17 protein-coding genes and 1 pseudogene are annotated in these 26,077 nt (G+C 63.6%); 17 read left to right on the top strand and 1 reads right to left on the bottom strand.

Features of this window, described 5'->3' with window-relative positions:
- Nucleotides 1–86 precede the first annotated feature (86 nt).
- The 15 genes and pseudogenes from NKH05_RS12255 (at nucleotide 87) to amaB (ending at nucleotide 22,680) form a co-directional block, all read left to right on the top strand.
- Nucleotides 87–1,753, top strand: a pseudogene (locus NKH05_RS12255) (amidohydrolase).
- A gap of 139 nt (nucleotides 1,754–1,892) precedes the next feature.
- On the top strand, nucleotides 1,893–2,987 hold the full coding sequence (locus NKH05_RS12250) for an ABC transporter ATP-binding protein (protein WP_352481982.1): 1,095 nt from the start codon (nucleotides 1,893–1,895) through the stop codon (nucleotides 2,985–2,987).
- Entirely contained in the window at nucleotides 2,987–3,907 is a 921-nt protein-coding gene (locus NKH05_RS12245) for an ABC transporter permease (RefSeq protein WP_353025459.1), read from the top strand. Before NKH05_RS12250 ends, NKH05_RS12245 begins: the two co-directional genes overlap by 1 nt.
- Nucleotides 3,900–4,700: an ABC transporter permease gene (locus tag NKH05_RS12240; protein ID WP_023720239.1), complete on the top strand. Its 801-nt coding sequence runs from the start codon at nucleotides 3,900–3,902 to the stop codon at nucleotides 4,698–4,700. Before NKH05_RS12245 ends, NKH05_RS12240 begins: the two co-directional genes overlap by 8 nt.
- A 22-nt stretch (nucleotides 4,701–4,722) precedes the next feature.
- Entirely contained in the window at nucleotides 4,723–5,757 is a 1,035-nt protein-coding gene (locus NKH05_RS12235) for an ABC transporter substrate-binding protein (RefSeq protein WP_352857059.1), read from the top strand.
- 107 nt (nucleotides 5,758–5,864) lie between these two features.
- A complete protein-coding gene (locus NKH05_RS12230) occupies nucleotides 5,865–7,046 on the top strand; it encodes a serine hydrolase domain-containing protein (protein WP_352481984.1) in 1,182 nt (393 codons plus the stop codon).
- 120 nt (nucleotides 7,047–7,166) lie between these two features.
- Nucleotides 7,167–9,479 (top strand): Tex family protein, encoded by a 2,313-nt coding sequence (locus tag NKH05_RS12225; RefSeq protein WP_352857063.1) that lies wholly within the window; start codon nucleotides 7,167–7,169, stop codon nucleotides 9,477–9,479.
- Between the two features lie 237 nt (nucleotides 9,480–9,716).
- Nucleotides 9,717–10,907: an acyl-CoA dehydrogenase gene (locus NKH05_RS12220; RefSeq protein ID WP_352999593.1), complete on the top strand. Its 1,191-nt coding sequence runs from the start codon at nucleotides 9,717–9,719 to the stop codon at nucleotides 10,905–10,907.
- A 448-nt stretch (nucleotides 10,908–11,355) separates the two neighbouring features.
- Nucleotides 11,356–14,727 (top strand): transglutaminase family protein, encoded by a 3,372-nt coding sequence (locus NKH05_RS12215; RefSeq protein ID WP_352481986.1) that lies wholly within the window; start codon nucleotides 11,356–11,358, stop codon nucleotides 14,725–14,727.
- A 6-nt stretch (nucleotides 14,728–14,733) separates the two neighbouring features.
- Nucleotides 14,734–17,145, top strand: a complete 2,412-nt coding sequence (locus NKH05_RS12210; protein WP_353025455.1) for a circularly permuted type 2 ATP-grasp protein — start codon at nucleotides 14,734–14,736, stop codon at nucleotides 17,143–17,145.
- 7 nt (nucleotides 17,146–17,152) lie between these two features.
- On the top strand, nucleotides 17,153–18,037 hold the full coding sequence (locus NKH05_RS12205) for a transglutaminase family protein (protein WP_353025453.1): 885 nt from the start codon (nucleotides 17,153–17,155) through the stop codon (nucleotides 18,035–18,037).
- A gap of 109 nt (nucleotides 18,038–18,146) precedes the next feature.
- A complete protein-coding gene (locus NKH05_RS12200; protein WP_353025451.1) occupies nucleotides 18,147–19,265 on the top strand; it encodes a DNA topoisomerase IB in 1,119 nt (372 codons plus the stop codon).
- A gap of 86 nt (nucleotides 19,266–19,351) precedes the next feature.
- Nucleotides 19,352–19,726 carry a YciI family protein gene (locus NKH05_RS12195; protein ID WP_353025449.1) on the top strand — a complete coding sequence of 125 codons (375 nt, stop codon included), beginning with the start codon at nucleotides 19,352–19,354 and terminating at the stop codon, nucleotides 19,724–19,726.
- Nucleotides 19,723–20,985, top strand: a complete 1,263-nt coding sequence (locus NKH05_RS12190; RefSeq protein WP_352590661.1) for an RNA polymerase sigma factor — start codon at nucleotides 19,723–19,725, stop codon at nucleotides 20,983–20,985. The genes NKH05_RS12195 and NKH05_RS12190 overlap by 4 nt, the downstream gene beginning before the upstream one ends.
- A gap of 183 nt (nucleotides 20,986–21,168) precedes the next feature.
- Nucleotides 21,169–22,680 carry an L-piperidine-6-carboxylate dehydrogenase gene (gene amaB, locus NKH05_RS12185; protein WP_353009247.1) on the top strand — a complete coding sequence of 504 codons (1,512 nt, stop codon included), beginning with the start codon at nucleotides 21,169–21,171 and terminating at the stop codon, nucleotides 22,678–22,680.
- A 59-nt stretch (nucleotides 22,681–22,739) separates the two neighbouring features.
- Here amaB and NKH05_RS12180 read toward each other — a convergent pair whose 3' ends face one another.
- The gene (locus NKH05_RS12180) at nucleotides 22,740–23,603 is read right to left on the bottom strand and encodes a hypothetical protein (RefSeq protein WP_352481991.1); all 864 of its coding nucleotides are present in this window, start codon (nucleotides 23,601–23,603) and stop codon (nucleotides 22,740–22,742) included.
- 709 nt (nucleotides 23,604–24,312) lie between these two features.
- Between NKH05_RS12180 and NKH05_RS12175 the strand changes: the two genes are divergently transcribed.
- Complete coding sequence (locus NKH05_RS12175; protein WP_023720252.1) at nucleotides 24,313–25,125, top strand: nucleotidyltransferase family protein; 813 nt, start codon at nucleotides 24,313–24,315, stop codon at nucleotides 25,123–25,125.
- Nucleotides 25,118–25,870: a metallophosphoesterase family protein gene (locus NKH05_RS12170; RefSeq protein ID WP_023720253.1), complete on the top strand. Its 753-nt coding sequence runs from the start codon at nucleotides 25,118–25,120 to the stop codon at nucleotides 25,868–25,870. The genes NKH05_RS12175 and NKH05_RS12170 overlap by 8 nt, the downstream gene beginning before the upstream one ends.
- The last annotated feature ends 207 nt before the right edge of the window (nucleotides 25,871–26,077 follow it).

The raw sequence follows: 26,077 nt of genomic DNA, 5'->3' as shown, positions 1-26,077 counted from the left end.
AAGGCGCTGGGCCAACCAGCCATGGCTTGCTGGCACGGCAGCCGGTCGTCTAGCCTGCCGGCAGCGCAACCAAACCGTGGGAAATCATGAGTTCAAATGCCGACCTGATCGTCACCAATGCCCGCGTGCTGACCATGGATGAAGGCAATCCGACGGCCGAAGCGGTGGCGATAAAGGACGGCAACATCCTGGCGGTTGGCGATCGCCGGACGATCGAGGCGCTGAAAGGGCCGGCCACGAAGGTCATCGATGCGCAAGGCGGGTCGGTGGTGCCGGGCTTTATCGAAGCGCATATGCATCTTTTCGGCGGCGCGGCCGAACTCGACAATCTGCACCTTCAGGGCGTGCATGGCTTCGATGCGCTGAGCGACGCGATCCGCGCCTACGCGGCGGCACGGCCGAACGCCAAATTGCTGCTGGGGGCCGGCGTCGACTACACTATCCTTTCCAAGGAAGAGCCGGTCACCCGCCATCACTCGATCGCATCATCGCCGACCGGCCGTTCGCGATGTCGGCTTCCGATCACCACACGATGTGGGCCAACACAAAGGCGCTGGAACTGGCTGGCATCCTGCACGGCAAGCAACTCGGTCCCGGCAACGAGATCGTCATGGGAGCGGATGGCCTGGCGGCGGGCGAATTGCGCGAGGGCGAGGCGTTCGGGCCGATCCTCGAGCTTTCCGGGCAGAACCGCGTGCGGCTCGGCCTTGCGACAGGCGGCGAGCCCGAGCCGTACCCTTCCGCCGCCGAAGTCGCTGCCGATCGCGACCTGATGCATCGCGGGTTGGAATGGTGCGCCCGCCACGGCATCACCTCGATCCAGAACATGGACGGCAATTTTTACCAGCTCCAGCTGCTAGCCGGGCTGGAACAGGAAGGGCGGCTGCTCTGCCGCACCAAGATACCTTTTCATTTCAAGAATTTCATGACGCTCGACGTGCTGGAAAAGGCATCGAGCATGGCCAACTCCTACCAATCGGAATGGCTGTCGTCCGGCATGGTCAAGATGTTTTACGACGGCGTGCTGGAAGGCTGGACCGCGGTCATGGTCGACGACTATGCCGACCGGCCGGGCTGGCGCGGTGAGCCGCTGTTTACGCCCGAGCATTTCGCCGAGGTGGCGCTGGAGGCCGACCGGCGCGGCCTGCAGATCGCCGTGCATTCGATCGGCGACGGCGCGGTGCGCGCGGTTCTCGACGGTTACGAGGCGGCGCAGCGGAAGAACGGCAGGCGCGACAGCCGGCACCGGGTCGAGCACATCGAGGTCACCACTGCCGCCGACGTGCCGCGCTTCGCCGAACTCGGCGTCATCGCCTCGATGCAGCCGCCGCACCCGCCCGGCGCCATGGACTTCCCGCTGGAGCCGACGCTTTCGCGCATCGGCCGCGAAAGATGGCCGCTGAGCTATGCCTGGCGGACACTGAAACAGGCGGGCGCGCATGTCGTCTTCGCTTCCGACTGGCCGGTGTCGCGGGTCGACCCGATCCTGGGCATTCAGGCGGCGGTGCTGCGCAAGCCTTGGGCAGAGGGCGATCCAGACCAGAGCTTCTCGCTGATCGAGGCGCTTGCCGGCTATACGGTCGAAGGTGCCTATGCCGAATTCATGGAACACCGCAAAGGCCGGCTGAAACCAGGCTATCTGGCCGATCTGGTGGTGCTGTCGGCCGATATCGAGGCAACTGAACCGGGTTTGCTACACAAGGTGCATCCGGTCAGCACCATCTGCGGCGGCAAGATCACTTACCAGGGTTGATGATGACGCTGACGATGGCACGGAGCTTGCATTCTGAACCGAGGTCCAGATGCATGGTTGCCAAGCCGACCGGCATATGCTGACAATCGAATGGGAACTGGATCCGCCATCAAGAGCGGACATGAAAATGGGGTAATGCGTGCCGGATCAACCGGGTAAGAGTGCAATCGAGGTCCGCGGCGTCCGCAAGGTGTTCGGTACCGGGGACGCCCAAGTCGCCGCTCTCGACACGGTTTCGGTGTCGATCCGCGAGAACGAGTTCTTCACGCTGCTGGGGCCGTCGGGCTGCGGAAAGACGACGCTGCTGCGGCTGATCGCCGGCTTCGATTTTCCCAGCGAAGGCGAAATCCTGCTGCACGGGCACGACATCGCGCCGCTACCGCCGTTCAAGCGGCCAGTCAACACCGTGTTCCAGTCCTACGCGCTGTTCCCGCACATGACCGTGGCCGAGAATATCGGCTTCGGCCTGGAGATGCTGGGCAAGCCGAAGACCGAAATCAAGGCGCGCGTCGCCGAGATGCTGAAGCTGGTCAAGATGGAGGCGCTGAGTGCCCGCCGCACCAGCCAGATCTCCGGCGGCCAGCAGCAGCGCGTGGCACTGGCGCGCGCGCTGGCACCGCAGCCAAAAGTGCTGTTGCTCGACGAGCCGTTGTCGGCACTCGACTACAAGCTGCGCAAGGAAATGCAGATCGAACTGAAACGGCTGCAGCACCAGACCGGCATCACCTTCATCTTCGTCACCCACGACCAGGAAGAAGCGCTGACCATGTCGGACCGCATCGCCGTGATGTCGGCCGGCAAGATCCTGCAGGTCGGCACGCCCTGGGACATCTATGACAAGCCGGCCGAGCGCTTCGTCGCCGACTTCATCGGCGAAACCAATTTCCTGACCGCTGCCATCACCGGCATCGACAACGGCAAGGCGCGTGCGACACTCAAGTCCGGCGCGACGATCGACGCGACCGTGGCTGAGGGCTTCCAGCCGAAGGCGAATGCCACCCTGGTGGTCAGGCCGGAACACGCAAAGCTGACCGGCGGCAAGGGCGATCTTTCCGGAACCGTCGAAAACATCGTCTATTTCGGCACCGACACGCATATTCATGTCCAACTGGACAGCGGCGAAGCCTTCACCGTGCGCCAGCAGAACACGCGCAGCGCAGGCTGCGGTTTCGAGCGGGGCGACAAGGTCGGCGTCTCGATCGGCAACGACGCCGCGCAAGTGCTGAGGGATTGATGGCGAGCGCGGAAGAAGTCGCCAAGGCGGCCGAACGGCGCGACATCCGCGACCGCTGGCTGCTGTCGGCGCCGGCCCTGCTGATCATCTTCCTGGCAGCGACCGGCCCATTGCTGATCGTGCTGGTCTATTCGCTCCTGACGCCGGGTCCTTATGGCGACGTGAAGTGGCAATTTTCGCCGGAGGCCTGGATTTCGGTGTTCATGGAACGCGACATCTTTGACGACACGCTGTCGGTTGCCGCCGCCCACGTCACCATTTTCTGGCGCTCGATCAAGCTTGCCATCGCGACCACGCTCGCCACCTTGGCGCTCGGTTTTCCGACCGCCTATTTCATGGCAACGCGCAGCGAGAAGACGCGCGATCTCTGGCTGTTCCTGATCACCATACCGTTCTGGACCAACTTGCTGATCCGAACTTTCGCCGTGCTGCAGATCATCCGCAATGAAGGTCTGATCAATACAGTGCTGCTCAAGCTCGGCATCATTTCCGCGCCGATCCAGATACTCTTCACCGACACAGCGATCCTTATCGGGATGGCCTATGTCTATCTCCCGCTAATGGTGCTGCCGATCTATGCCAGCATGGAGAAGCTCGATTTCCGGCTGGTCGAGGCCGGCTACGATCTTTATGCGACGCGCTTTCAGGTGCTCAGACGCATCATTTTCCCGCTGGTCAAGCCCGGCGTGATCGCTGGCTCGATCCTCGTCTTCATTCCAGCGCTCGGCGCCTATGTCACGCCCATCTTGCTCGGCGGCGGCAAGACCATGATGCTCTCCAACCTGATCGAGATGCAGTTCGGGCAAGGCCGCAACTGGCCGCTTGGCTCGGCCCTGTCGATCGCCGTCATGATCATCGTCATGGTGGCGCTGCTTGCCTATGTGCGTAACGCCGGCCGCTCAGAGATGCGCCATGGCTAGAAGCTTCGCAATCAAGCATCAGCCAGGATTCACCGCGATCGCCGCGACCTGTTTCGTCGTGCTCTATCTGCCCATCGTCATACTCGTCGTCTATGCCTTCAATGCCGCGACTTCGACCTCCGAATGGGGCGGTTTCTCGCTCAAATGGTTCCAGTCGGCTTGGCAGAATACGCAGGTGATCGACGCCACGCTGCGTTCCTTCCAGATCGGCGCCATTGCGGCAACCCTTGCGACCATCGCGGCGACCATGGCGGCGCTCGCGACAACGCGCACGGCAGCCTATCCGGGCCTGACTTTCAAATATGCGGCGATCAACCAACCGCTGATGGTGCCGGAGATCGTCACCGGCGTGGCGCTGCTGATCTTTTTTTCGCGCATAAAGATATTCACCGGCTATTCGGGTCTCGGCTATCTGATCGCCGCGCATACGGCCTTTTGCATTCCCTTTGCCTATCTGCCGATTCGGGCACGGCTGGAGAACATGGACCTGACGCTGGAGCGCGCTGCCGCCGATCTCTATGCGACGCCGTGGCGGACGTTCCGTCGCATCACGTTGCCGCTGCTGTGGCCCGGCATTCTGGCCGGACTGATGCTGGCCTTCGTCATCTCGCTCGACGATGTCGTCATCACCGAGTTCGTGAAATCCGGCGGCCAGGACACGTTGCCAACCTACATGCTCGGCCAGATACGCCGAGGCATAACGCCTGAAATCAACGCGATTTCGACCGTGTTCCTGCTCTTGTCGGTCGCCATCGTGACGTTGTTTTTCTTCATCAGCAGGAAACGGGACTGAGCATGAAAATGGGAGTTAGAACATGAACTGGAAGACAACAGCGACCGCCATCGGGTTGGCATTGCTCGCCTCGACGAGCCTGGCTCGCGCCGACGGCGAATTGAACATCTACAATTGGGGCAACTACACCAGCCCCGACGTGATCAAGAAGTTCGAGCAAAAATACAACGTCAAGGTGACCATCACCGACTACGATTCCAACGACACGGCACTGGCCAAGGTTCGCCAGGGCGGCACCGGCTTCGACATCGCGGTACCCTCACAAACCTTCGTGCCGATCTGGATCAAGGAAGGCCTCGTTCAGGAAACCGATCCGGGCAAGATGGAGAACTTCAAGAACGTGGCGCCGGAATGGGCCAATCCCGATTTCGATCCCGGCCGCAAATATTCCGTGCCCTGGGCCTGGGGCACGGTGGGCATAGTGGTGAACACCGATGTCTACAACGGGCCGTCGGACAGTTGGGGCATCATCTTCAACACGCCCGACGAGCTGAAGGGTAAGGTCAACGTCGTGCCGGAAATGAACGACGTCATGTTCGCGGCGACCAAATATGTCGGCGGCACGCAATGCGCCAGCGACAAGGAAACGCTGAAGAAAGTGCGCGACACGCTGGTCGCGGCCAAGCCGAACTGGATCGCGATGGAATACAACACAATCGAGAAGATGGGCGCAGGCGATTTCAAGGCGACAAGCGACTGGAACGGCTCGGCTCTGCGCCAGCGGCTGGCGAACCCCAAGATCCACTATTTCTATCCCAAGGAAGGTTTTGGTCTCTGGAGCGACAATGTCATGGTCCTGAAGGATGCCAAGAACATCGAGAACGCCAAGCTGTTCCAGAACTTCATCATGGATCCGGAGAACGCCGCCGGCCTGTCGGCTTTCCACCGCTATGCCAACGGCATTGTCGGTTCGGACAAGTACATGCCGGCCGACATGAAGGACGCGCCGGAGGTCATTATCCCGGAAGCCGTCAAAGCGCGTGGCGAGCTGCAGAGACTGTGTTCCCCGGAGGTGCAGGACATCTACAGCAAAATCTGGACCGAATTGCAGAAGTAACCCGGCCCACCCGGCGGCATTGCCGCCGGGTTTTTCCGGCGATCGGCCGTGCACGGCATCGACGCGGTGCTCGCTTAGGGCACAACAATAATCCGGAAGGAAGCGCCATGGCCGGCAAGACCGCGTTCGAAACCAGATATGGCTTTGCCCGAAACCAGGTGCTGCTCGGCAATTGGCGGGAAAGCCCGTTCAGCCGGTGGTCGTTCCAGAATGCCGGCGAGCTGGTGCCGAGCGCTGCCGTGGCGGCAAAGCCGGGCAGCAGCGAGGCGCCGGCGCGGGATTTCGGCGAGCTACTTGGTGAAAAGGTCGCTCTTGCAGGCGGCGCGGAGACTGTCGCAGCTTTTCTCAAGCGCTCCGATACCGACGCGCTGACGATCATGAAAAGCGGCAAATTCGTTGGCGACTGGTTCGCACCGCATATGGAATTCGGGGCGCGCCACATCGTCTTTTCGATCAGCAAGTCGCTGACCGCGATTGTTGCCGGGATATTGGCAGGCGAGGGGATTTTCGATCCGCAGGCTCCGGTAAGCCGCTATCTGCCCGAAGCTGCCGGCTCGGCCTATGGCGATGCGAGTGTGCGGCACGTGCTCGACATGAGTGTCAGCCTCGACTTCGAAGAGGCCTATCTCGATCCGGAAAGCGCCTTCGCCCGCTATCGCCGCGCCATGCTGTGGAATCCAGGCGGGGGCACCGAGAGCCTGGCCACTTTCCTCATGACGCTGCAGGGCCTGGCCGAGCCGCATGGCCGGACGTTCCGCTACCGTTCGCCCAATTCCGACCTGCTCGGCATCCTGCTCGAACGTGCGTCGGGCCGGCGCTTCGCCGATCTGATGCGCGAGAAATTATGGGAGCCGCTCGGCGCTGTCAGCGAAGCTTCGGTAACCGTGGACATGGAAGGCACGGCGCGTACGGCCGGCGGCATTTCGGTGACGCCGCGCGACCTCGCCCGGGTCGGCGAGATGATGCGGCAAGGCGGCATGGCCAATGGCTGCCGTATCGTGCCGGAGAGCTGGGTGCGCGACACGACCGAAACTGGCGGTGACGCCGAGGCTTGGCAACGCGGCACGATGGCGTTCCTGTTTCCGCGTGGCCGCTATCGCAACAAATGGTACCAGACGGGCGCGGCAAGCGGCGCCTTCTGCGGCATCGGCATCCACGGCCAGTGGCTTTACGTCAATCCGAAGGCCGAAATGGTAATCGCAAAGATGTCGTCGCAGCCGGTACCGGTCGACGATCCGCTCGATTTGGATATGATTTCTTTCTTCGAGGCGCTGAGCCGGATGGTCTGATCCGATCCAGACAGCCGCGCCTTTCCTGTGGACCTCTCGCCGGGTTGAAAATGGCGCAGTTGGCGCATCGGTGCTCTGCGCCTATGGTCGCGTCTCTTTTCGACGAAGAGCAGGATCGACATGGCATCCGACATCAAGCGCATCCCAACCATCATAGCCGCCGAGATCGGCGCCCGGCCCGAACAGGCCGCGGCGGCGATCGGCTTGCTCGACGACGGTGCGACCGTGCCGTTCGTTGCCCGCTACCGCAAGGAGGTCACCGGCGGCCTCGACGACACGCAGTTGCGCGACCTCGCCGAGCGGCTCGCCTATCTGCGCGAGCTCGACGCGCGCCGCGACACCATCGTTGGTTCGATCCGCGAGCAGGGCAAGCTAACGGAAGAGCTTGAGGCAAAGATCGCTGCGGCCGTCACAAAGGCCGAGCTCGAAGACATCTACCTGCCTTACAAGCCGAAGCGCCGGACCAAGGCCGAGATCGCACGCGAGCGCGGACTGGGACCGCTGGCGGAAACTATCCTGGCCGATCGTGCGGCCGTGCCGGCCGAGCTGGCGCTGGCCTACATCAGCGAAGACGTGGTCGATACCAAGGCAGCGCTCGAAGGTGCACGCGATATCCTGTCCGAACAGTTCGCCGAGAATGCCGACCTGGTCGGCAAGCTCCGTGCCTACATGAAGGAACGCGCCTTCCTGCGCTCGCGCGTCGTCGACGGCAAGCAGGAGGCGGGCGCGAAATTCTCCGACTATTTCGACCATGTCGAGCGCTGGGCCAACGTGCCCAGCCATCGCGCGCTGGCCATGCTGCGCGGCCGCAACGAGGAGGTTCTGTCGCTCGATATCGAGGTCGGTGCCGACGATGCCTCGCCGGTGAAACCGGTCGAGCGGATGATCGCCGACGCCTACGCCATCGGCCGCCAGTTGCCAGGCGATCGCTGGCTGATGGAGGTCGCCGGCTGGACCTGGCGCATAAAGCTGTCGCTGCACCTGACGCTCGATCTGATGCGGGACTTGCGCGAGCGAGCCGAGGAGGAGGCGATCCATGTGTTCGCCCGCAATCTGAAGGATTTGCTTCTCGCAGCCCCCGCCGGTTCGCGCGCCACGATGGGCCTCGACCCGGGCATTCGCACCGGCGTCAAGGTGGCGGTGGTGGACGGCACCGGCAAGCTGCTGGCGACGACAACGGTCTATCCGTTCCCGCCGAAGAACGATGTCCGCGGCACGCAGGCCGAACTGGCCAAGCTCATCCGGCTGCACAAGGTCGAGCTGATTTCGATCGGCAACGGCACTGGCAGCCGCGAGACCGAAAGGCTGGTGGCCGACATGCTGGCTGATATGCCGGCCGGGTCCGGGCCGAAGCCGCTCAAGGTGATCGTCAGCGAGGCCGGCGCCTCGGTCTATTCGGCGTCGGCAACGGCGGCGGCGGAATTTCCCGGCCTCGACGTGTCGCTGCGCGGGGCGGTGTCGATCGCGCGGCGCCTGCAGGATCCGCTCGCCGAACTGGTCAAGATCGAGCCGAAGTCGATAGGCGTCGGCCAGTATCAGCACGATGTCGACCAGTACCGGCTCGGCCGCTCGCTGGAAGCGGTGGTCGAGGATGCGGTCAACGCCGTCGGGGTCGATCTCAACACGGCGTCGGCGCCGCTTCTGGCGCGGGTTTCGGGTCTCGGCACATCGCTGGCCGAAGCGATCGTTGCGCATCGCGATGCCTCCGGCCCGTTCGCCAGCCGCCGCGAACTGTTGAAGGTGGCGCGGCTCGGACCCCGCGCGTTCGAGCAATGCGCCGGCTTCCTGCGCATTCCCAACGGTAGCGAACCGCTCGATGCCTCAGCCGTGCATCCGGAGGCCTATGGCGTGGCGAAAAAGATCGTCGCCGCCTGCGGGCGCGACCTCCGCTCGCTGATGGGCGACAGCGCCGCACTCAAGGCACTCGATCCGCGCGTCTTCGTCGATGAACGCTTCGGCCTGCCGACGGTGCGCGACATCCTGTCGGAGCTGGAAAAGCCCGGCCGCGATCCGCGCCCCGGCTTCAAGACCGCGACCTTTGCCGACGGCATCGACGACATCAAGGATCTGAAGCCCGGCATGCAGCTTGAAGGCACCGTCACCAATGTCGCGGCCTTCGGTGCCTTCGTCGATATCGGCGTGCACCAGGACGGATTGGTGCACGTCTCGCAACTGGCGGATCGGTTCGTCAAGGACGCGCACGAGGTGGTCAGGGCCGGCGACGTGGTCAAGGTGCGCGTCGTCGACGTCGATATCAAGCGCAAGCGCATCGGTCTGTCGATGCGCAAGGACGGCGACGGTGGCGCACCGAAGCCGCGCGACAATGGCAACAGGCCGGTGCCGCGCGCGCCCACGCCCCAACGCCAGCCGGAGCGGCCGGCGCAGCAGGGCGCGTTCGGCGCCGCTTTGGCCGATGCGTTGAAGCGCAAGTAATTCGCGAGCAGGGCTACGCCAGGTCAGAAGGCGGCGCTCGACATTGATGATCCATCACCAATGCTCATGGATCGGCGAAGCTATTTCGTTTGATTTTTTGGGGACGGAAGCCGATAAGCCGCGCGTTTCAAGATTTCTGTTTGATGCATGTCGTTATCCCCAAGCTGCCGAACACCCTCGGGTCAGGCCCGTGGGCAAGCTTTGGGCGACATGCATGAGTTTGGGAGACCGAGAGCCATGGCCGCCGATAAGAATGCATTCGTCTGGGACGATCCTTTCCTGATCGAGGACCAGCTTTCGGAAGACGAGCGCATGGTGCGTGATGGCGCCGCGGCGTTTGCCGCCGACAAGCTCGCTCCGAAGATCGAGGAAGCCTATCTCGAGGAGAAGACCGACGCCGGGATCTTTCGCGAAATGGGCGAGGCCGGTCTGCTCGGCATCACCATCCCCGAGGAATATGGCGGGCTCGGCGCCAACTACGTCACCTACGGGCTGGTGGCGCGCGAGGTCGAACGCGTCGATTCCGGCTATCGCTCGATGATGAGCGTGCAGTCGTCGCTGGTGATGTATCCGATCCATGCCTATGGCTCGGAAGAGCAGCGCAAGAAATACCTGCCGAAGCTGGCGTCGGGCGAATGGATCGGCTGCTTCGGCCTGACCGAGCCGGATGCCGGTTCCGACCCAAGCGGCATGAAGACGCGGGCCGAGAAGACTGCGAGCGGCTACAGGATCTCCGGCTCGAAAATGTGGATTTCCAACGCGCCGATCGCCGACGTGTTCGTCGTCTGGGCAAAATCGGCCGCGCATGACAACGAGATTCGCGGCTTTGTCCTGGAAAAGGGCATGAACGGGCTGTCGGCGCCGAAGATCGGCGGCAAGCTGTCGCTGCGAGCGTCGATCACCGGCGAAGTGGTGATGGAAGGCGTCGAAGTCGGCGAGGACGCGCTGCTGCCCAATGTCTCGGGCTTGAAGGGGCCGTTCGGCTGCCTCAACCGCGCGCGCTACGGCATCTCCTGGGGCGCCATGGGCGCGGCGGAGGATTGCTGGCACCGCGCCCGCCAGTATGGCCTCGACCGCAAGCAGTTCGGCAAGCCGCTGGCCGGCACGCAGCTTTTCCAGAAGAAGCTCGCCGACATGCAGACCGAGATCGCGCTCGGCCTGCAGGGCAGCCTGCGCGTCGGGCGGCTTATGGATGAAGGCAAGATGGCGCCGGAGATGATCTCACTCGTCAAGCGCAACAATTGCGGCAAGGCGCTCGACATCGCCCGCCAGGCCCGCGACATGCATGGCGGCAATGGCATCCAGATCGGCTACCACGTCATGCGCCACGCCCAGAACCTGGAAACGGTCAACACCTATGAGGGCACGCATGATGTGCATGCGCTGATCCTCGGACGGGCGCAGACCGGGTTGCAGGCGTTCTTTTAGCATTGGCAGATGTCCTCCGCTTCCAGGACGCCACTGCTTCGCATCTTCCCTCGCAAAGCGGCAGATCGGCAATTTTCGCCGACGGTGCCACATTTTGTTCTTGCTTTGTGCCGGCAGCTATGCTACTAATTTGGCTATGGTGCTAATTGGCACCGGCGACCCGCCCACCGAGGCGGGTTTTCTTTTCAGCTCTTTTCGACCAAGCGTCGCGCGGGTTGCCGATCATCGATATCGGCGGGACAGTGCCCGGTGCTGACCCACCGGCCTTCGGCTCTGCAGCGTTGCAACGTCTGCCGCCACGCTGCGGAATCCCAGGGTCGGCGCTCCGTTTGTGAGGCTGTGAAGGCTGCTTAATTTAGGTGCAGCGCAACATCTCTGCTTGGAGAATGGTCAGCATCCGTGTCAGGGTTCAGCGAACTCCTTTTGAAACGCCGACTTCAGGGGCACCATGGCAATTCTGGCAGCCGTCTATCACCTGACCCACTACAAATACGACCGGCCGGTCGTATTGGGCCCGCAAGTCATAAGGTTGCAGCCTGCGCCGCATTCCCGCACCAAAGTGCTCAGCCATTCTCTGAAGGTCGGGCCGGCAAACCACTTCGTCAATCTGCAGCAGGACCCCTACGGCAATTTCCTTGCCCGCTTCGTCTTCCCCGAGCCGGTAACGGAATTGAAGATCGAGGTCGATCTCGTTGCCGACATGACGGTCTACAATCCGTTCGATTTCTTCGTCGAACCGTCGGCCGAGACGTTTCCGTTCGAATACCCGGAAGAGATCAGGGACGATCTGACCATCTACCGGACGCCGGAACCGGCAGGGCCACTGTTGCAGGCGTTCCTCAAAACCATCGACCGCAGTGCGACCAATACCGTCAATTTTGTCGTCGACCTCAATGCGCGGCTGCAGCGCGAGATCGCCTATATCGTGCGCATGGAAACCGGCGTCTTCTCGCCCGAGGAAACGCTGGCCGCCGGCAAGGGATCCTGCCGCGATTCGAGCTGGCTCCTGGTGCAGATACTGAGGAACCTCGGCATCGCCGCGCGTTTCGTCTCCGGCTATCTGATCCAGCTCAAACCCGACCTCGTCGCGCTCGACGGACCGCCCGGTACGGCGACCGATTTCACTGACCTCCATGCCTGGTGCGAGGTGTATCTGCCGGGCGCCGGCTGGATCGGCTTCGACCCGACCTCCGGCCTGCTTACCGGCGAAAGCCATGTGCCGCTCGCGGCAACGCCGCATTTCCGCAATGCCGCGCCGATCTCCGGCATGGCGAGCTTCGCCAATGTCGAATTCGGCTTCGACATGCGGGTCGACCGCATCGCCGAACATCCGCGCATCACCAAGCCGTTCTCCGACGAGAGCTGGCAGGCGCTCGACGCGCTGGGCGTCGAGGTCGATGCAGCACTCCAGGCCGGCGACGTGCGGCTGACCATGGGCGGCGAGCCGACCTTCGTCTCAATCGACGATTTCGAGGCGGCCGAGTGGAACACCGCCGCCGTCGGGCCGACAAAACGCGAAAAGGCCGATGCGCTGATCCGCCGGCTGCGCGAACGCTTCGCGCCGGGCGGCTTCCTGCATTACGGACAGGGCAAATGGTACCCCGGCGAAAGCCTGCCGCGCTGGACGTTCTCGCTTTACTGGCGCACCGACGGCGAGCCGGTGTGGAGCGATCCGTCACTGATCGCACATGAAAAGAGCGAGGCGGATGTCGGACCGAAGCAGGCCGAGAGCCTGCTGACCGCGATTGCCGACGAACTCGGCATCGACAAGACGATGGTCAGCGAAGCCTATGAGGATCCGGCCGAATGGCTGCTCAAGGAAGGCAAGCTGCCGGACAATGTCGATCCCTCCAATTCGAAGCTGGAGGACCCGGAGGAGCGCAGCCGCATGGCGCGGGTGTTCGAACGCGGGCTGACCAAGCCGTCGGGCTACGTGCTGCCCGTCCAGCGCTGGAACAGCCAGGCTTCCGGACCGCGCTGGCGCTCGGAGAAGTGGAAGACGCGGCGCGGCAGGCTGTTCCTGGTGCCCGGCGATTCGCCGGTCGGCTACCGCCTGCCGCTCGGCACGCTGCCTTATGTGCCGCCGGCGCAGTTCCCCTATATCGTACCGGTCGATCCATCGCTGCCGCGCGGACCATTGCCGGCGCGTGAGGCGATCTTGCCCGGTGCTGCTTCTTCGCCCGCTCCGGCCGAACTGGAAGGCGCCGACGAAATGGCGCGACGCCAGCAGGCGGTCTCCTTCACGGCCGTTACCGGCCAGCAAGACCGCGTCGAACAGGAGATTACCGAGATCGGCGGCGCCGTGCGCACAGCGCTTTCGGTCGAGCCGCGCGACGGACGGCTTTGTGTGTTCATGCCGCCGGTCGAGGCGCTGGAGGATTATCTCGAACTGGTCGCGGCGGCGGAGAACGCGGCAAGGGCTATCGGCCTGCCGGTGCATATCGAGGGCTACGGCCCGCCGCACGATCCGCGCCTCAATGTCATCCGTGTCGCACCCGATCCCGGCGTCATCGAGGTCAATATCCACCCCGCCGCGAATTGGCAGGATTGCGTAGCGACGACCACGGCGATCTACGAAGAGGCGCGGCAGACGCGGCTTGGCGCCGACAAATTCATGATCGACGGCCGTCACACCGGCACCGGCGGCGGCAACCACGTCGTCGTCGGCGGTGCCACGCCCAATGACAGTCCGTTCCTGCGCCGCCCCGACCTGTTGAAGAGCCTGGTGCTGCAATGGCAGCGGCATCCGTCGCTATCCTATCTGTTCTCCGGCCTGTTCATCGGCCCGACCAGCCAGGCGCCGCGCTTCGACGAGGCACGACACGATTCGCTCTACGAACTCGAGATCGCGATGGCGCAGGTGCCACATCCGGACAAGGGCGCGGCACCCCTGCCGTGGCTGGTCGACCGGCTGTTCCGCAACCTCCTGACCGACGTGACGGGCAATACGCATCGCTCCGAAATCTGTATCGACAAGCTGTTTTCGCCGGACGGGCCGACCGGCCGGCTGGGGCTGGTCGAATTCCGCGGCTTCGAGATGCCGCCCAACGCGCGCATGAGCCTGGCGCAGCAATTGCTGGTGCGCGCCATCATCGCCCGGGCCTGGAAGAACCCGCTCGACGGCCGCTTCGTACGCTGGGGCACCTCGCTGCACGACCGTTTCATGCTGCCGCATTATGTCTGGGCGGATTTTCTCGATGTGCTGGACGACCTCAAGCTGAACGGCTTTGCGTTCCGTCCGGAATGGTTCGACGCCCAGCTCGAATTCCGCTTTCCGTTCTGCGGCGAGGTCCAGCATGCCGGCATCAAGCTGGAGCTCAGGCAAGCACTGGAGCCTTGGCATGTGATGGGCGAGCAAGGCGCGATCGGCGGCACGGTGCGCTTTGTCGATTCCTCCGTCGAACGGCTGCAGGTGAAGACCGAGGGGCTCAACCCGGAACGTCACGCCGTCGTCTGCAACGGCCGCCGGGTGCCGATGAAGGTGACCGACAACCGCGAGATCGCGGTGGCCGGCGTTCGCTTCAAGGCCTGGCAGCCGGCGTCGGGCCTGCATCCGGCGCTGCCGGTCAACACGCCGCTGGTCTTCGATATCTATGACCGCTGGTCGGGCCGCGCGGTTGGCGGTTGCGTCTACCATGTGGCACATCCCGGCGGGCGCAGCTACGACACGTTCCCGGTCAACGGCAATGAAGCGGAGGCGCGGCGGCTCGCCCGCTTCGAGCCGCGTGGCCATACTCCGTCCGGCTATGTGCTGCGCAACGAAGAAGCCTCTGAAGATTTCCCGATGACCCTTGACCTTCGGCGGCCGCAAAGACTCTGATCAGCTATGGCGAAGGGGAATCACAAAAAGCTGCGCAGCAAGCCGCAAACCCACAGTCTGCTGGAGCACTACCAGCCGATCGACGGCGTCGTCGACGAGATGGTCGATGCGTCGGGCAATCCGCGGCCGGCCTGGCGGCACTTCATCGAGGCGCTGGAGGACCTGGGGCCGGAAAAGCTTGCCCAGCGTTTTGCCCGCGCCGACCAGTACCTGCGCGATGCCGGCGTCTACTACCGCGTCTACGACAAGGCCGGCGCCAATGAGCGGGAATGGCCGCTGGCGCATGTGCCGCTGCTGATCGAGGAGGAGGAATGGGCTGACATCAGCGCCGGCCTGGTCCAGCGCGCCGATCTGTTCGAGGAGACCATCGCCGACATTTACGGGCCGAACCGGCTGGTCGAGAAAGGCATTCTGCCGGCTGGATTGATCGCGGCCAGCCCGGAATATTTGCGGCCGGTCGTCGGCACCAGGCCTGCCAGCGGCCATTTCCTGCATTTCTGCGCCTTCGAGCTCGGTCGTGGCCCGGACGGCCGCTGGTGGGTGCTTGGCGACCGCACCCAAGCGCCGTCGGGCGCCGGCTTTGCGCTGGAAAACCGCGTCGCCACCACAAGGGCACTGTCCGACATTTACGGCGAGATGCATGTGCACCGCTTGGCCGGTTTCTTCCGCCGTTTTCGCGATGCGCTGATCGGCATGGCCAAGCAAGCCGGCGGCCGTGTCGCCATCCTGACGCCGGGACCGCTGAACGAGACCTATTATGAACATGCCTATATCGCCCGCTATCTCGGCATCATGCTGCTCGAGGGCGAGGACCTGACTGTCTCCGGCGGCAGGCTGATGGTGCGCACAGTTTCGGGGCTGATGCCGGTCAGCGTCTTGTGGCGACGGCTCGACGCTGCCTTTGCCGATCCGCTCGAGTTGCGGTCGGACTCGCAGATCGGCACGCCGGGGCTGGTCGAAGCGGTCCGGCAAGGGGCGGTTTCGGCCGTCAATGCACTGGGTTCCGGCCTGATGGAGACGCGCGCTCTGCTCGCCTTCCTGCCGAAGATTTCGCGCGCCCTGCGCAATGAGGAACTGCTGCTGCCGACCGTCGCGACATGGTGGTGCGGGCAGGATACGGAGCGCGAACATGTGCTCGCCAATATCGATAGCATGGTGATCGGCCCGGCACTGTCGACGCGGCTTGCCTTCGAGGACGACGGCTCGACCAAGCTCGGGTCAGCGCTGTCGGCCGAGGAACGGGCCGAGCTCGTCGCCCGGATCGAACAAGACGGCGGCGACTTTGTCGGCCAGGAAGCGTTGACGCTGTCGACCACTCCTGTCTATGTCAGCGGCTGGCTGGAGCCGCGGCCGGCAAGCCTGCGCGTCTATCTGGCGCGGACGCCGGAAGGCTGGACCGTGATGCCGGGCGGTTTTGCCCGTGTCGGCTTCTCGCTCGACCCGACGGCCATCGCCATGCAGCGCGGCGGCCAGGCGGCGGATGTTTGGGTGGTCAGCGACAGGCCGGTGGAGCGTGAGACGCTGCTGCCGCAGGAGCATGACAGCTTCACCCGAACCTTGCCGGGCAGCCTGCCCAGCCGCGCGGCGGAAAACCTGACATGGCTCGGCCGCTATATCGAGCGATCGGAAGACACGGCGCGCATCCTGCGCGCCTACCACGTGCGGCTGGCCGAGACATCCGATCCCGAGATGCCGCTGCTCGCCGACATCAGGGACTATCTCGCGCCGTTCGGTATCGACGTCGAGACGGCAATCCCGTTGGGGCTCATCGGCACGCTGGACAGCGCCGTCTACAGCGCCGGGCAGATCCGCGACCGCTTCTCGCCCGATGGCTGGCTGGCATTGAAGGACCTGTCGAAGACCATCCATCAATTTGCCGTGACAGTGGCGCCGGGCGACGACGCGACAAGGGCAATGACGGTCATCCTGCGCAAGCTGGCCGGGTTTTCCGGCCTGCTGCACGAGAATATGTACCGCTTCGCCGGCTGGCGTTTCCTGGAAATCGGCCGCAGGCTCGAACGCGGCATCCAGATCGCCCGCACGCTCGCCCGACTGACCAGGGCCGAGGCGCCGGAAGGCGCGCTCGACATGATGCTGGAGATCGGCGACAGCGTCATGACCCACCGCCGGCAATATCCGGTGCAGGCGGGACGGCGCACGGTGGTCGACCTTCTGGCGCTCGATCCGCTCAACCCGCGCTCAATCCTGTTCCAACTCGAACGGCTGAAGGCCGAGATCGCGCTGCTGCCCGCTGTCGGCGGTGAAGGCCATATGTCGCCGGCGGCCAAGGAAATCCTGCAGCTCAACACGTCCATCGCCATCAGGGAGCCCTCGGACATGACGGCCAAGGCCCTCAGCGATCTCGCCAATGAAATCGGCGGCCTCTACAACAGCCTCTCCAAAGCCTATTTCGGATAGAGACGGCATGCTCTACGACATCAGGCTTCACCTGCGTTACGACTATGATGCGGCGGCCGGCGGCGGCCGCCATCAGGTGCGTGTGCTGCCGCCGACCATCCCTGGCGTACAGCGCGTCATCGCCGCTTCACTGTCTTTTGTGCCGGCGCCCAGCGAACGCTCCGACTTTTCCGACTTTTTCGGCAACAGTGTCACCTCGATCGCCTTTCGTGACGCACATGATGCGCTCGACATCAGGATGAGCGCGCGTGTTTCAGTGTCGCGGCCGGAGCCCGGGCTCGACGTATCGCCCGACCTACGCCGGCTGAGGGAAGAACTCGGCGCGGTGCACTCGCTGGCGCCGGCTTCGCCGCATCAGTTTCTGGCCGCCAGCGATCATGCCGGCATCGACCCGGCAATCACTGCCTATGCGAAAGGCAGTGCCAGCAGTTCGACGGTCGGCACGGCCATGGCTCTGTGCAACCGCATTCACCGCGATTTCACCTATGACGGCGAGGCGACCACGGTGCAGACGCGGGCCAGCGACGCCTTCGGCCTGAAGCGCGGCGTCTGCCAGGATTTTTCCCATATCATGATCGCCGGCCTGCGTGGCCTCGGCGTTCCTGCAGGCTATGTCAGCGGATTCCTACGCACCATCCCGCCGCGTGGGAAGCCGCGGCTCGAAGGCGCCGACGCCATGCATGCCTGGGTCAAGGTGTGGTGCGGGCGCGATGCCGGCTGGCAGGAATTCGATCCGACCAACGGCATGCGGGCAAGCAACGATCATATCACGGTCGGCTATGGCCGCGACTACTCCGATGTGGCGCCGATCGTCGGCGTGCTGAAAACCACGGGCGGGCAGGTTGGCGAGCAGGCAGTCGACGTCATACCGGTCGTGCTCGAAAAGGCGTGACGGCACCTCCTCGTTGCACGGCGTCGTCGTTAATCTGTCCTGGCAATCAAAAGGCGGTGGAACCCGCAGCCAGCAGGCGGCTTATCTACGGAAATTCCGTGGAGAGGACATGCTGGACAAATCCGGGTCGTCGTCTGGCCGATCGGCTGTTAGGAAAGCTGCACCAAAGAACGGGGTGCCGCGGAACGGAGCGCTGGAGAACGGCGCGCACGCCTCGGCCGTTCGGGCCTCGCTCAACTATGTCGCCGACACCGAACCCGGTATTCGCCGGCTGCGTTCAGGCAACGGGTTCTCGTACAAAGGGCCCGACGGACGTGCCGTCGACCAGGACGCGCTTGCACGCATCAAGGCGCTCGCCATTCCACCGGCCTGGACGGATGTGTGGATCTCGGCGGATGCCGACGGTCACATTCAGGCGACCGGTCGGGACCAGCGCGGGCGCAAGCAATACCGCTATCATCAGCACTGGGCGGAGGAGCGTGACGGGGTCAAATACTCGAGCCTCATCGCCTTCGCCGAAAGCCTGCCCGAATTGCGACGGCAGATCGATGCCGATCTGCGCCGTCACGGCCTGCCGCTGGAACGCGTCGTTGCGGCCATCGTCTGGCTGCTCGACAACACGATGATCCGCGTCGGCAACGCCGCCTACGCTCGCGACAACAACAGTTTTGGGCTGACCACGCTGCGCGACCGCCATGTCGACATCAAGGGCTCGAGCCTGCGTTTTGCCTTCATCGGCAAATCCGGCAAGGAATGGAGATTGAAGCTTGTCGATCGCCGGATCGCCAAGATCGTGCGTGGAGCGCAGGACCTGCCGGGCCAGAAACTGTTCCAGTATCTCGACGAGGAAGGAACCAGGCATCCGGTGCGCTCCGACGACGTCAACCGCTATATCAGGGAGAATGCCGGCGTCGAGTTCAGCTCCAAGCATTTCAGAACCTGGGGCGGCACCATCCACGCGGCCTCGCTGTTTGCGCAAACCGAACGCCCGGAAGGCCAGGCACAACAAAAGCGGGCGATGAACGGCGTCATCGACAAGGTTGCCGAGCGGCTCGGCAATACGCGCGCCGTCTGCCGCCGCTGCTACATCCATCCGGAAGTCTTCCGCGCCTGGTCCGAAGGAGGGCTGCTTGGCGAAATGGCGGACGCCAACAGAGGCAAGCGCCCGATCGCCGGGCTCGACGACGAGGAGGCCCTGGTCTTGAGATGGCTGAAGGCGAGGGAATGACGCAGGACCGGGGGCGTATTTTTTTGTCGACGCCATGTCGGGATCGGTCCTAGTGTTTCGTCCTTTGACAGAGAAAAGGACGACCCATGCTCTACGCGATCCTCTGCTATGCCTCTGAAGACGTCGTCTGCTCCTGGAGCAAGGAGCAGGACGATGCCGTCATGGAAAAACTTATCGGCGTACAAGAGAAATATGCCAACGCCGGGCGGCTTGGCCCCGTGGCGCGGCTTTTGCCGACGACGGCGGCGACAACGCTGCGAAAGGTCAAGGGCGAATCGATCGTCATCGACGGCCCGTTTGCCGAAACCAAGGAACAGTTCCTCGGCTTCTACACGCTCGAATGCGCCGACCTCGACGAGGCCGTCGACTTCGCGCGCGAGCTTTCCGAGGTCAACCCGAGCGGCGGCTCCTACGAGATCCGGCCGGTCTCGCTCTTCAACCCCGCCAAGATTTCCGCATGACCGAACTTGCCTGGATCAGCACGGCAATCAGCACCGCTCGCCCGCAGGCGATGGGGGCATTGCTGCGCTACTTCCGCGACCTCGACGCGGCGGAGGAAGCATTCCAGGACGCCTGCCTGAGGGCCCTGAACAACTGGCCGAAAAATGGCCCGCCGCGCGATCCGGCAGCCTGGCTGATCTTCGTCGGCCGCAACAGCGGCATCGATGCGGTGCGCAAGCGCGCCAAGCAGGCGCCGCTGCCGGAGGAGGACCAGATCTCCGATCTCGACGATGCCGAGAGCGACATCGCCGAGCGGCTGGACGGTGCGCATTACCGCGACGATATTTTGCGGCTGCTGTTCATCTGCTGCCATCCCGATCTGCCGGCCACGCAGCAGATCGCGGTGGCGTTGCGCATCGTCTCCGGCCTGACGGTCAAGCAGATCGCCCGCGCCTTCCTCGTCGGTGAAAGCGCCATGGAGCAGCGTATCACGCGCGCCAAGGCGCGTATCGCCGACGCCGGGGTGCCGTTCGAGACGCCGGGAGCGGTCGAGCGCTCCGAACGGCTCGCCGCCGTCGCCGCCATGGTCTACCTGATCTTCAACGAAGGCTATTCCAGCAACAGCGGCGAGGCGTCGGCGCGTGCGCCGCTTTGCGAAGAGGCGATCCGGCTGGCCCGGCTGCTGCTCAGGCTATTCCAGACCGAGCCGGAGATCATGGGGCTGACGGCGCTGTTGCTGCTGCAGCATGCACGCGCGCCGGCTCGCTTCGACGAGAACGGCGAGATCGTGCTGCTCGAAGACCAGGACCGCAGCCTGTGGAGCCGCAAGATGATCGATGAAGGCCTGGCGCTGGTCGATAAGGCGTTGCGCCATCGCAAGCCCGGTCCCTACCAGGTGCAAGCGGCGATCGCCGCGCTGCATGCACGGGCGGAAAAGCCCGAGGATACGGACTGGAACGAGATCGACCTGCTCTACGGGCTGCTCGAGCAGATGCAGCCGTCGCCGGTGGTGACGCTCAACCGCGCCGTCGCCGTCTCCAAGGTGCGTGGGCCGGAAGCCGCACTCGCCATGATCGAGCCGCTGGAGCAAAGGCTTTCCGGCTATTTCCACTTCTTCGGCCTCAAGGGCGGCCTGCTGATGCAGCTTGGCCGCGGCGACGAGGCGCGTGTCGCTTTCGACCGCGCCATCGCGCTTGCCAATACGGCCGCCGAGGCGGCGCATATCCGCATGCATATCGACCGGCTGATGAAAGAAGGCGCCAAGCAAACGGCGCATTGATCCGACGCCTCCGCCTGGTTCAACGGTCTGACCTTTGCTTAGACCATGCCGGGGTGGCGATTTTTCCCTGAAACGAGTAATGCCACGCCATGACAGTGCCCGATGTGCCGACCGGCACGGAGACGGCGTGGCACAAGGCTTTGACCGACGCCATATGAGCGACGGGATCTGAAAGGGATGAAAATGACGATTGCGAAGGAAACGGCCGGGCTTCTGGCGAAACTGGGCGTTGCCGAGGGCGCGCTTACGGGCGGCGATCTCATCGTGCGCAGCCCGGTGACCGGCGAGCAGATCGCCGCGCTGAAGACCATCTCGCCGGCCGATGCGGCGACGACCATCGACAAGGCGCACAGGGCTTTCCTGGCGTGGCGGCAGGTGCCAGCTCCCAAGCGTGGCGAACTGGTACGGCTGCTCGGCGAGGAATTGCGCACCCACAAGGCCGAGCTTGGCCGGTTGGTATCGATCGAAGTCGGCAAGATTCCATCCGAGGGTCTTGGGGAAGTGCAGGAGATGATCGACATCTGCGATTTCGCCGTCGGTCTCTCCCGGCAATTGTACGGCCTGACCATCGCCACCGAGCGCCCCGGCCACCGCATGATGGAGACCTGGCATCCGCTCGGCGTCGTCGGCGTCATTTCGGCCTTCAATTTCCCGGTGGCGGTCTGGTCGTGGAACGCAGCGCTGGCGCTGGTCTGCGGCGACGCGGTGGTGTGGAAGCCGTCCGAGAAGACACCGCTGACGGCGCTCGCCTGCGAAGCGATCTTCAAGCGCGCGGCAAAGCGTTTCGGCGATGCGCCGGAAGGGCTGGTGCCGGTGCTGATCGGCGATCGCGCCGTCGGCGAGATCCTGGTCGACCATCCGAAGGTGCCGTTGGTCTCCGCCACCGGTTCGACGCGCATGGGCAGGGATGTCGGCCCACGGCTGGCGAAGCGCTTTGCCCGTGCCGTGCTGGAGCTCGGCGGCAACAATGCCGGCATCGTCTGCCCGACGGCCGATCTCGACATGGCGCTGCGCGCGATCGCCTTTGGAGCGATGGGCACGGCCGGCCAGCGCTGCACGACGCTGCGGCGCCTGTTCGTGCATGAGAGCGTCTATGACCAGCTCGTTCCGCGCCTGAAGAAGGCCTATGAAAGCGTCTCGGTCGGCAATCCGCTGGAGACAAGCGCTCTCGTCGGCCCGTTGATCGACAAGGCTGCCTACGACAACATGCAGAAGGCGTTGGAGGAGGCGGCTTCGCATGGCGGTAAGATAACCGGCGGAATGCGGGTCGAGAACGGCCAGCCTGAGGCCTACTATGTGCGTCCGGCGCTGGTCGAAATGCCGAAGCAGGTGTCACCGGTGACCGAAGAGACCTTCGCGCCGATCCTCTATGTGATGAAATATTCGGATTTCGACGCCGTGCTCTATGAGCACAATGCGGTCGGCGCGGGGCTGTCGTCGTCCATCTTCACCCGCGACCTGCAGGAATCCGAGCGCTTCCTCGGCGTCGACGGTTCGGACTGCGGCATTGCCAACGTCAATATCGGCACTTCGGGGGCCGAGATCGGCGGGGCCTTCGGCGGCGAGAAGGAAACCGGCGGCGGCCGCGAGTCGGGCTCGGATGCCTGGAAAGCCTATATGCGGCGCGCTACCAATACGGTGAACTATTCCAAGGCGCTGCCGCTCGCCCAGGGCGTTTCGTTCGACATCGATTGAAATGCCAAACCTTCGTCGCGGCGGCGCCAAAGCCGCCACGACGGCGTTCGGCTCGCCGTTCAGCTGGCTTCGGAAGTTACAACACAATTGTCGAAGGCTGCATCGATGATGGCGAGCTTGACCGCCTGGGCGGTCATGTATTCCTGATAGAACTCGCTCGACACCCACATGACCGAGTGACCCCGCTGGCCCAACCAGCCGATGCTGCCGAGTTCCTCGGCATCGCGCAATTTGCGTGACAGGTGGGTCCGGGAAAGCTTAAGCCAGTTCGCGAAATCTCCGATTGAGACGACACCGGTCGGAATTCGGTCCAGGTCAGCATGATCGGGATCGACGCCAGACATCAGCCAATCCATGACGATGCCGCCATTGTCGAGCCAGGTGAACAAGGAAAAGGTCTGTCTCGGCTCCCGCACGGCATGCGACGAAAGCAGGCCGTCGGCCACCAGCGGCTGCAGTTTGGCGAGCAGGTCCGGTTGTGCGACGAATGCAGCCAGTCGAAATCCATTGTCCAGGCTGTCCAGCGTTTTCAGATGCGCCATGACCCAGCCGGCAACCGTCTCCAGAGTGCCCGCGGTCGGCTCAAAGGGGCGGATGCGCCCGTATTTGATCGGCAGATGCCGAATGAAACCGTAATGCAGCATCTCCTTCAGGAAGGCGTCGGCGGTGTTGCGGCTGGCCACCGAATGCCGGCAGATGTCGTCCATGAACCGTGCAGACGTAAGTCCCTTGCGATGATCGTCCGGCTCTCGATTGAAATACAAGCCAAGGCCGATATGGGCCATCAGCCAACGCTGTTGCGCGGCGAATACGGAGGCCAGCCGCGGGTTCGCTTCATAGGTTTGGAGAAGCGTCCGCGACTGAGCCTGGACGTGGCGACGCAGTGCCGGATGGCGGGCAATGTCTTCAGAAACCAGCGCCATCCCCGCCGAGCCCAACCAAGTTTGCAACTGGAAATACCGATCACAATTTCAGCCTTCGCGGGTCGTGTCCAGCGCCGGCGCATCAGGATAAGAGCTGAATCCTGCCGGCTAGTGGCTGAATTCCGCGACTTGATCGCCGAGGCCCCTGATCTCGCGGCAGAAGGCTAGCCTGCTTGAACCCACCAATGATGGCTTCGCCTGTCCAGCACGTGCTCCCGCCGATGGCGACACGGAACCAACACAAGTTTTGCTCGTTGAAGAACGCTGATTGGACTGAGACAGTGAGGAACTACAAAATGGAGAATGGCCTTTTCGCCACGCCGCCTGCAGCGTTCCGGAAAACAGAGTCGGTTTGGCTACGGGCGCTCAAGTGGCTGTTACGCCGGGTGCGCAGCGCCTCCGACAGCTCGGGAACCATGTTGAAACCAATCCTTTCCGGACCCGAGAATGATAGCGGGCCCACTACGCCTCGACGCGCTTGAGGCCGAAGCGCGCTGCGATCTTGACGCCAAAAATAACCGCTCACATGTCTCTTTATGGCTGCCGCCGCGGCCGAGAGCCATGACCGCTTTGAAGGCCCGCCACCGCGGCGTGTTCGCCTGATGCAGCAGGCGAGAGCGGCGGTGGCACGCAGCGGCGGGAACCATCGGGCATGCTTGGCTATTAGATACAGGCGGCTGCTGGTCTGCCGGGCCAGGAGCCATTTGCTATGATCATCAATCCCCCACCGGAAAGCGCCATCCCGGCATCCGTTCCGTCGGTCGATCCAAAAGCCGCCCCGACGCCTCGCAATGCCGAAGCGGAGGTCTTTTATATCGAAGCGATCCGCGAGCTTGTCGCGACGGGCATCCCCTTTCTCGTCGCCGGCACCTATGCCGTAAGCGCCTATACCGGGATCATCCGCCCGACCAAGGATCTCGACATTTTCTGCAAGGCCGGCGACTGCCCGCGCATCCTCGCCCATTTCAAGCAGATCGGCTATGCGGTCGTGGTCGAGGACGACCGGTGGCTCGGCAAGGTGTTCAGGGGCACGCATTTTTTCGACGTCATCTTCACCTCGATGAACGGCACAATGCCTGTCGACGACCAGTGGCTGGAGCATGCTCGCCAGGCCGAATTGCTGGGCAGCCACGTGCGGATCATCGGCCCAACCGAGCTTATCTGGTCCAAATGCTTCATCCAGGACCGCGGCCGGCATGATGGCGCCGACGTCGCGCACACCATCCTCAAGGCGCACGACCAGATCGACTGGCAAAGGCTGCTTTCCTACATGGAAGTTCATTGGGAAGTCTTGCTGATGCATCTCTTGAACTTCAGATGGATCTATCCGACGGAGCGAGACCGTGTGCCCGCGTGGCTGCTCGACGAGTTGCTCGACCGGCTGGCCAAGCAGCGCGAATTGCCGCCTTCCCGGATGCGGATCTGCCGCGGGCGCATGCTTTCACGAACCGACTATGAGATCGACGTCAAGCAATGGGGCTTTGCCGACGTCGGCGGTGAAGGAGAATATAGCGATGGCTGACGAGCTCGAATCTGCTTCGGCAAAGGCCGAAAACGGCGGCACACTCAAGGTCGCCGCCATCGGCGATCTGCATGTCGGCAAGGAGGACCAGGCGTCGTACCGCGATCTTTTCGGCGAGATGTCGCGCGAAGCCCAGGTTCTCGTGCTGACCGGCGACCTTACCAATCTCGGCAAGCCTCGGGAGGCCGAAATCCTTGCCGAGGAACTGCGTGCCTGCACGATCCCGGTCGTCGCCGTACTTGGCAACCACGACTATGAGTCAGGCGCCGTCGAGCAGGTCACCGACATTTTGCGTCAGGCGGGCGTTCATCTCCTCGACGGCGAGGCGACGGAGATTCACGAGGTCGGGTTCGTTGGGGTCAAGGGTTTCGTTGGCGGTTTTGGATCGCGCATGCTCGGCTCCTTTGGCGAACCGGCGATCAAGTCGATGGTGGCGGAAAGCGTGAACGAAGCGATGCGGCTTGAAAACGCGATGCGGCAGGTCCGCGCCAAACGCACGCTTGTCGTTCTGCACTACGCGCCTGTCGTCGAGACGGTCGAAGGCGAGCCGCTGGAGATTTTCCCGTTTCTCGGTTCGTCACGCCTGGCCGAGACAATAGACCGGTTCCAGGTCAGCGCAGTGGTGCATGGCCATGCGCATCGTGGCGTCTATGAGGGCCGTACGCCGGGCGGAGCGTCGGTCTATAACGTTGCCATGCATGTCGCCAAGCCGACCGGCCGCCCCTACGCCATGCTCGAAATCTGACAGGCGGCGCCGCTGGCGCAAGCAATCGCCAGACAGGCTGCAGAACGATCACGGCAACTGCCGGCTGAAAGACATCCGCTTCGGCGGAATATCGTTTTCATCCGGATTGGGAATGGGGTCCTCGTCGGGGAGCCTGTCGGGGTCCGGCTCACGCACGGGCTTGGGATCGGGGATGGGAGGCGGTGGTACCGGGGTCGGTGTTGGCTC

The organism is Mesorhizobium sp. M1399 (genome assembly GCF_040317735.1).
Lineage (GTDB): Bacteria > Pseudomonadota > Alphaproteobacteria > Rhizobiales > Rhizobiaceae > Mesorhizobium.
The sequence above is the reverse complement of the archived record's forward strand: the minus strand, read 5'-3'. Positions and strand labels throughout refer to the sequence as shown.

What these genes read in the sequence shown, in the direction of transcription:
- NKH05_RS12200 (WP_353025451.1), top strand. Translation starts at nt 18,147, where the DNA reads ATGCTGGACAAATCCGGGTCGTCGTCTGGCCGATCGGCTGTTAGGAAA.
- NKH05_RS12230 (WP_352481984.1), top strand. Translation starts at nt 5,865, where the DNA reads ATGGCCGGCAAGACCGCGTTCGAAACCAGATATGGCTTTGCCCGAAAC.
- NKH05_RS12195 (WP_353025449.1), top strand. Translation starts at nt 19,352, where the DNA reads ATGCTCTACGCGATCCTCTGCTATGCCTCTGAAGACGTCGTCTGCTCC.
- NKH05_RS12220 (WP_352999593.1), top strand. Translation starts at nt 9,717, where the DNA reads ATGGCCGCCGATAAGAATGCATTCGTCTGGGACGATCCTTTCCTGATC.
- NKH05_RS12210 (WP_353025455.1), top strand. Translation starts at nt 14,734, where the DNA reads ATGGCGAAGGGGAATCACAAAAAGCTGCGCAGCAAGCCGCAAACCCAC.
- NKH05_RS12225 (WP_352857063.1), top strand. Translation starts at nt 7,167, where the DNA reads ATGGCATCCGACATCAAGCGCATCCCAACCATCATAGCCGCCGAGATC.
- NKH05_RS12190 (WP_352590661.1), top strand. Translation starts at nt 19,723, where the DNA reads ATGACCGAACTTGCCTGGATCAGCACGGCAATCAGCACCGCTCGCCCG.
- NKH05_RS12180 (WP_352481991.1), bottom strand. Translation starts at nt 23,603, where the DNA reads ATGGCGCTGGTTTCTGAAGACATTGCCCGCCATCCGGCACTGCGTCGC.
- NKH05_RS12205 (WP_353025453.1), top strand. Translation starts at nt 17,153, where the DNA reads ATGCTCTACGACATCAGGCTTCACCTGCGTTACGACTATGATGCGGCG.
- NKH05_RS12215 (WP_352481986.1), top strand. Translation starts at nt 11,356, where the DNA reads ATGGCAATTCTGGCAGCCGTCTATCACCTGACCCACTACAAATACGAC.
- NKH05_RS12240 (WP_023720239.1), top strand. Translation starts at nt 3,900, where the DNA reads ATGGCTAGAAGCTTCGCAATCAAGCATCAGCCAGGATTCACCGCGATC.
- amaB (WP_353009247.1), top strand. Translation starts at nt 21,169, where the DNA reads ATGACGATTGCGAAGGAAACGGCCGGGCTTCTGGCGAAACTGGGCGTT.
- NKH05_RS12175 (WP_023720252.1), top strand. Translation starts at nt 24,313, where the DNA reads ATGATCATCAATCCCCCACCGGAAAGCGCCATCCCGGCATCCGTTCCG.
- NKH05_RS12170 (WP_023720253.1), top strand. Translation starts at nt 25,118, where the DNA reads ATGGCTGACGAGCTCGAATCTGCTTCGGCAAAGGCCGAAAACGGCGGC.
- NKH05_RS12245 (WP_353025459.1), top strand. Translation starts at nt 2,987, where the DNA reads ATGGCGAGCGCGGAAGAAGTCGCCAAGGCGGCCGAACGGCGCGACATC.
- NKH05_RS12235 (WP_352857059.1), top strand. Translation starts at nt 4,723, where the DNA reads ATGAACTGGAAGACAACAGCGACCGCCATCGGGTTGGCATTGCTCGCC.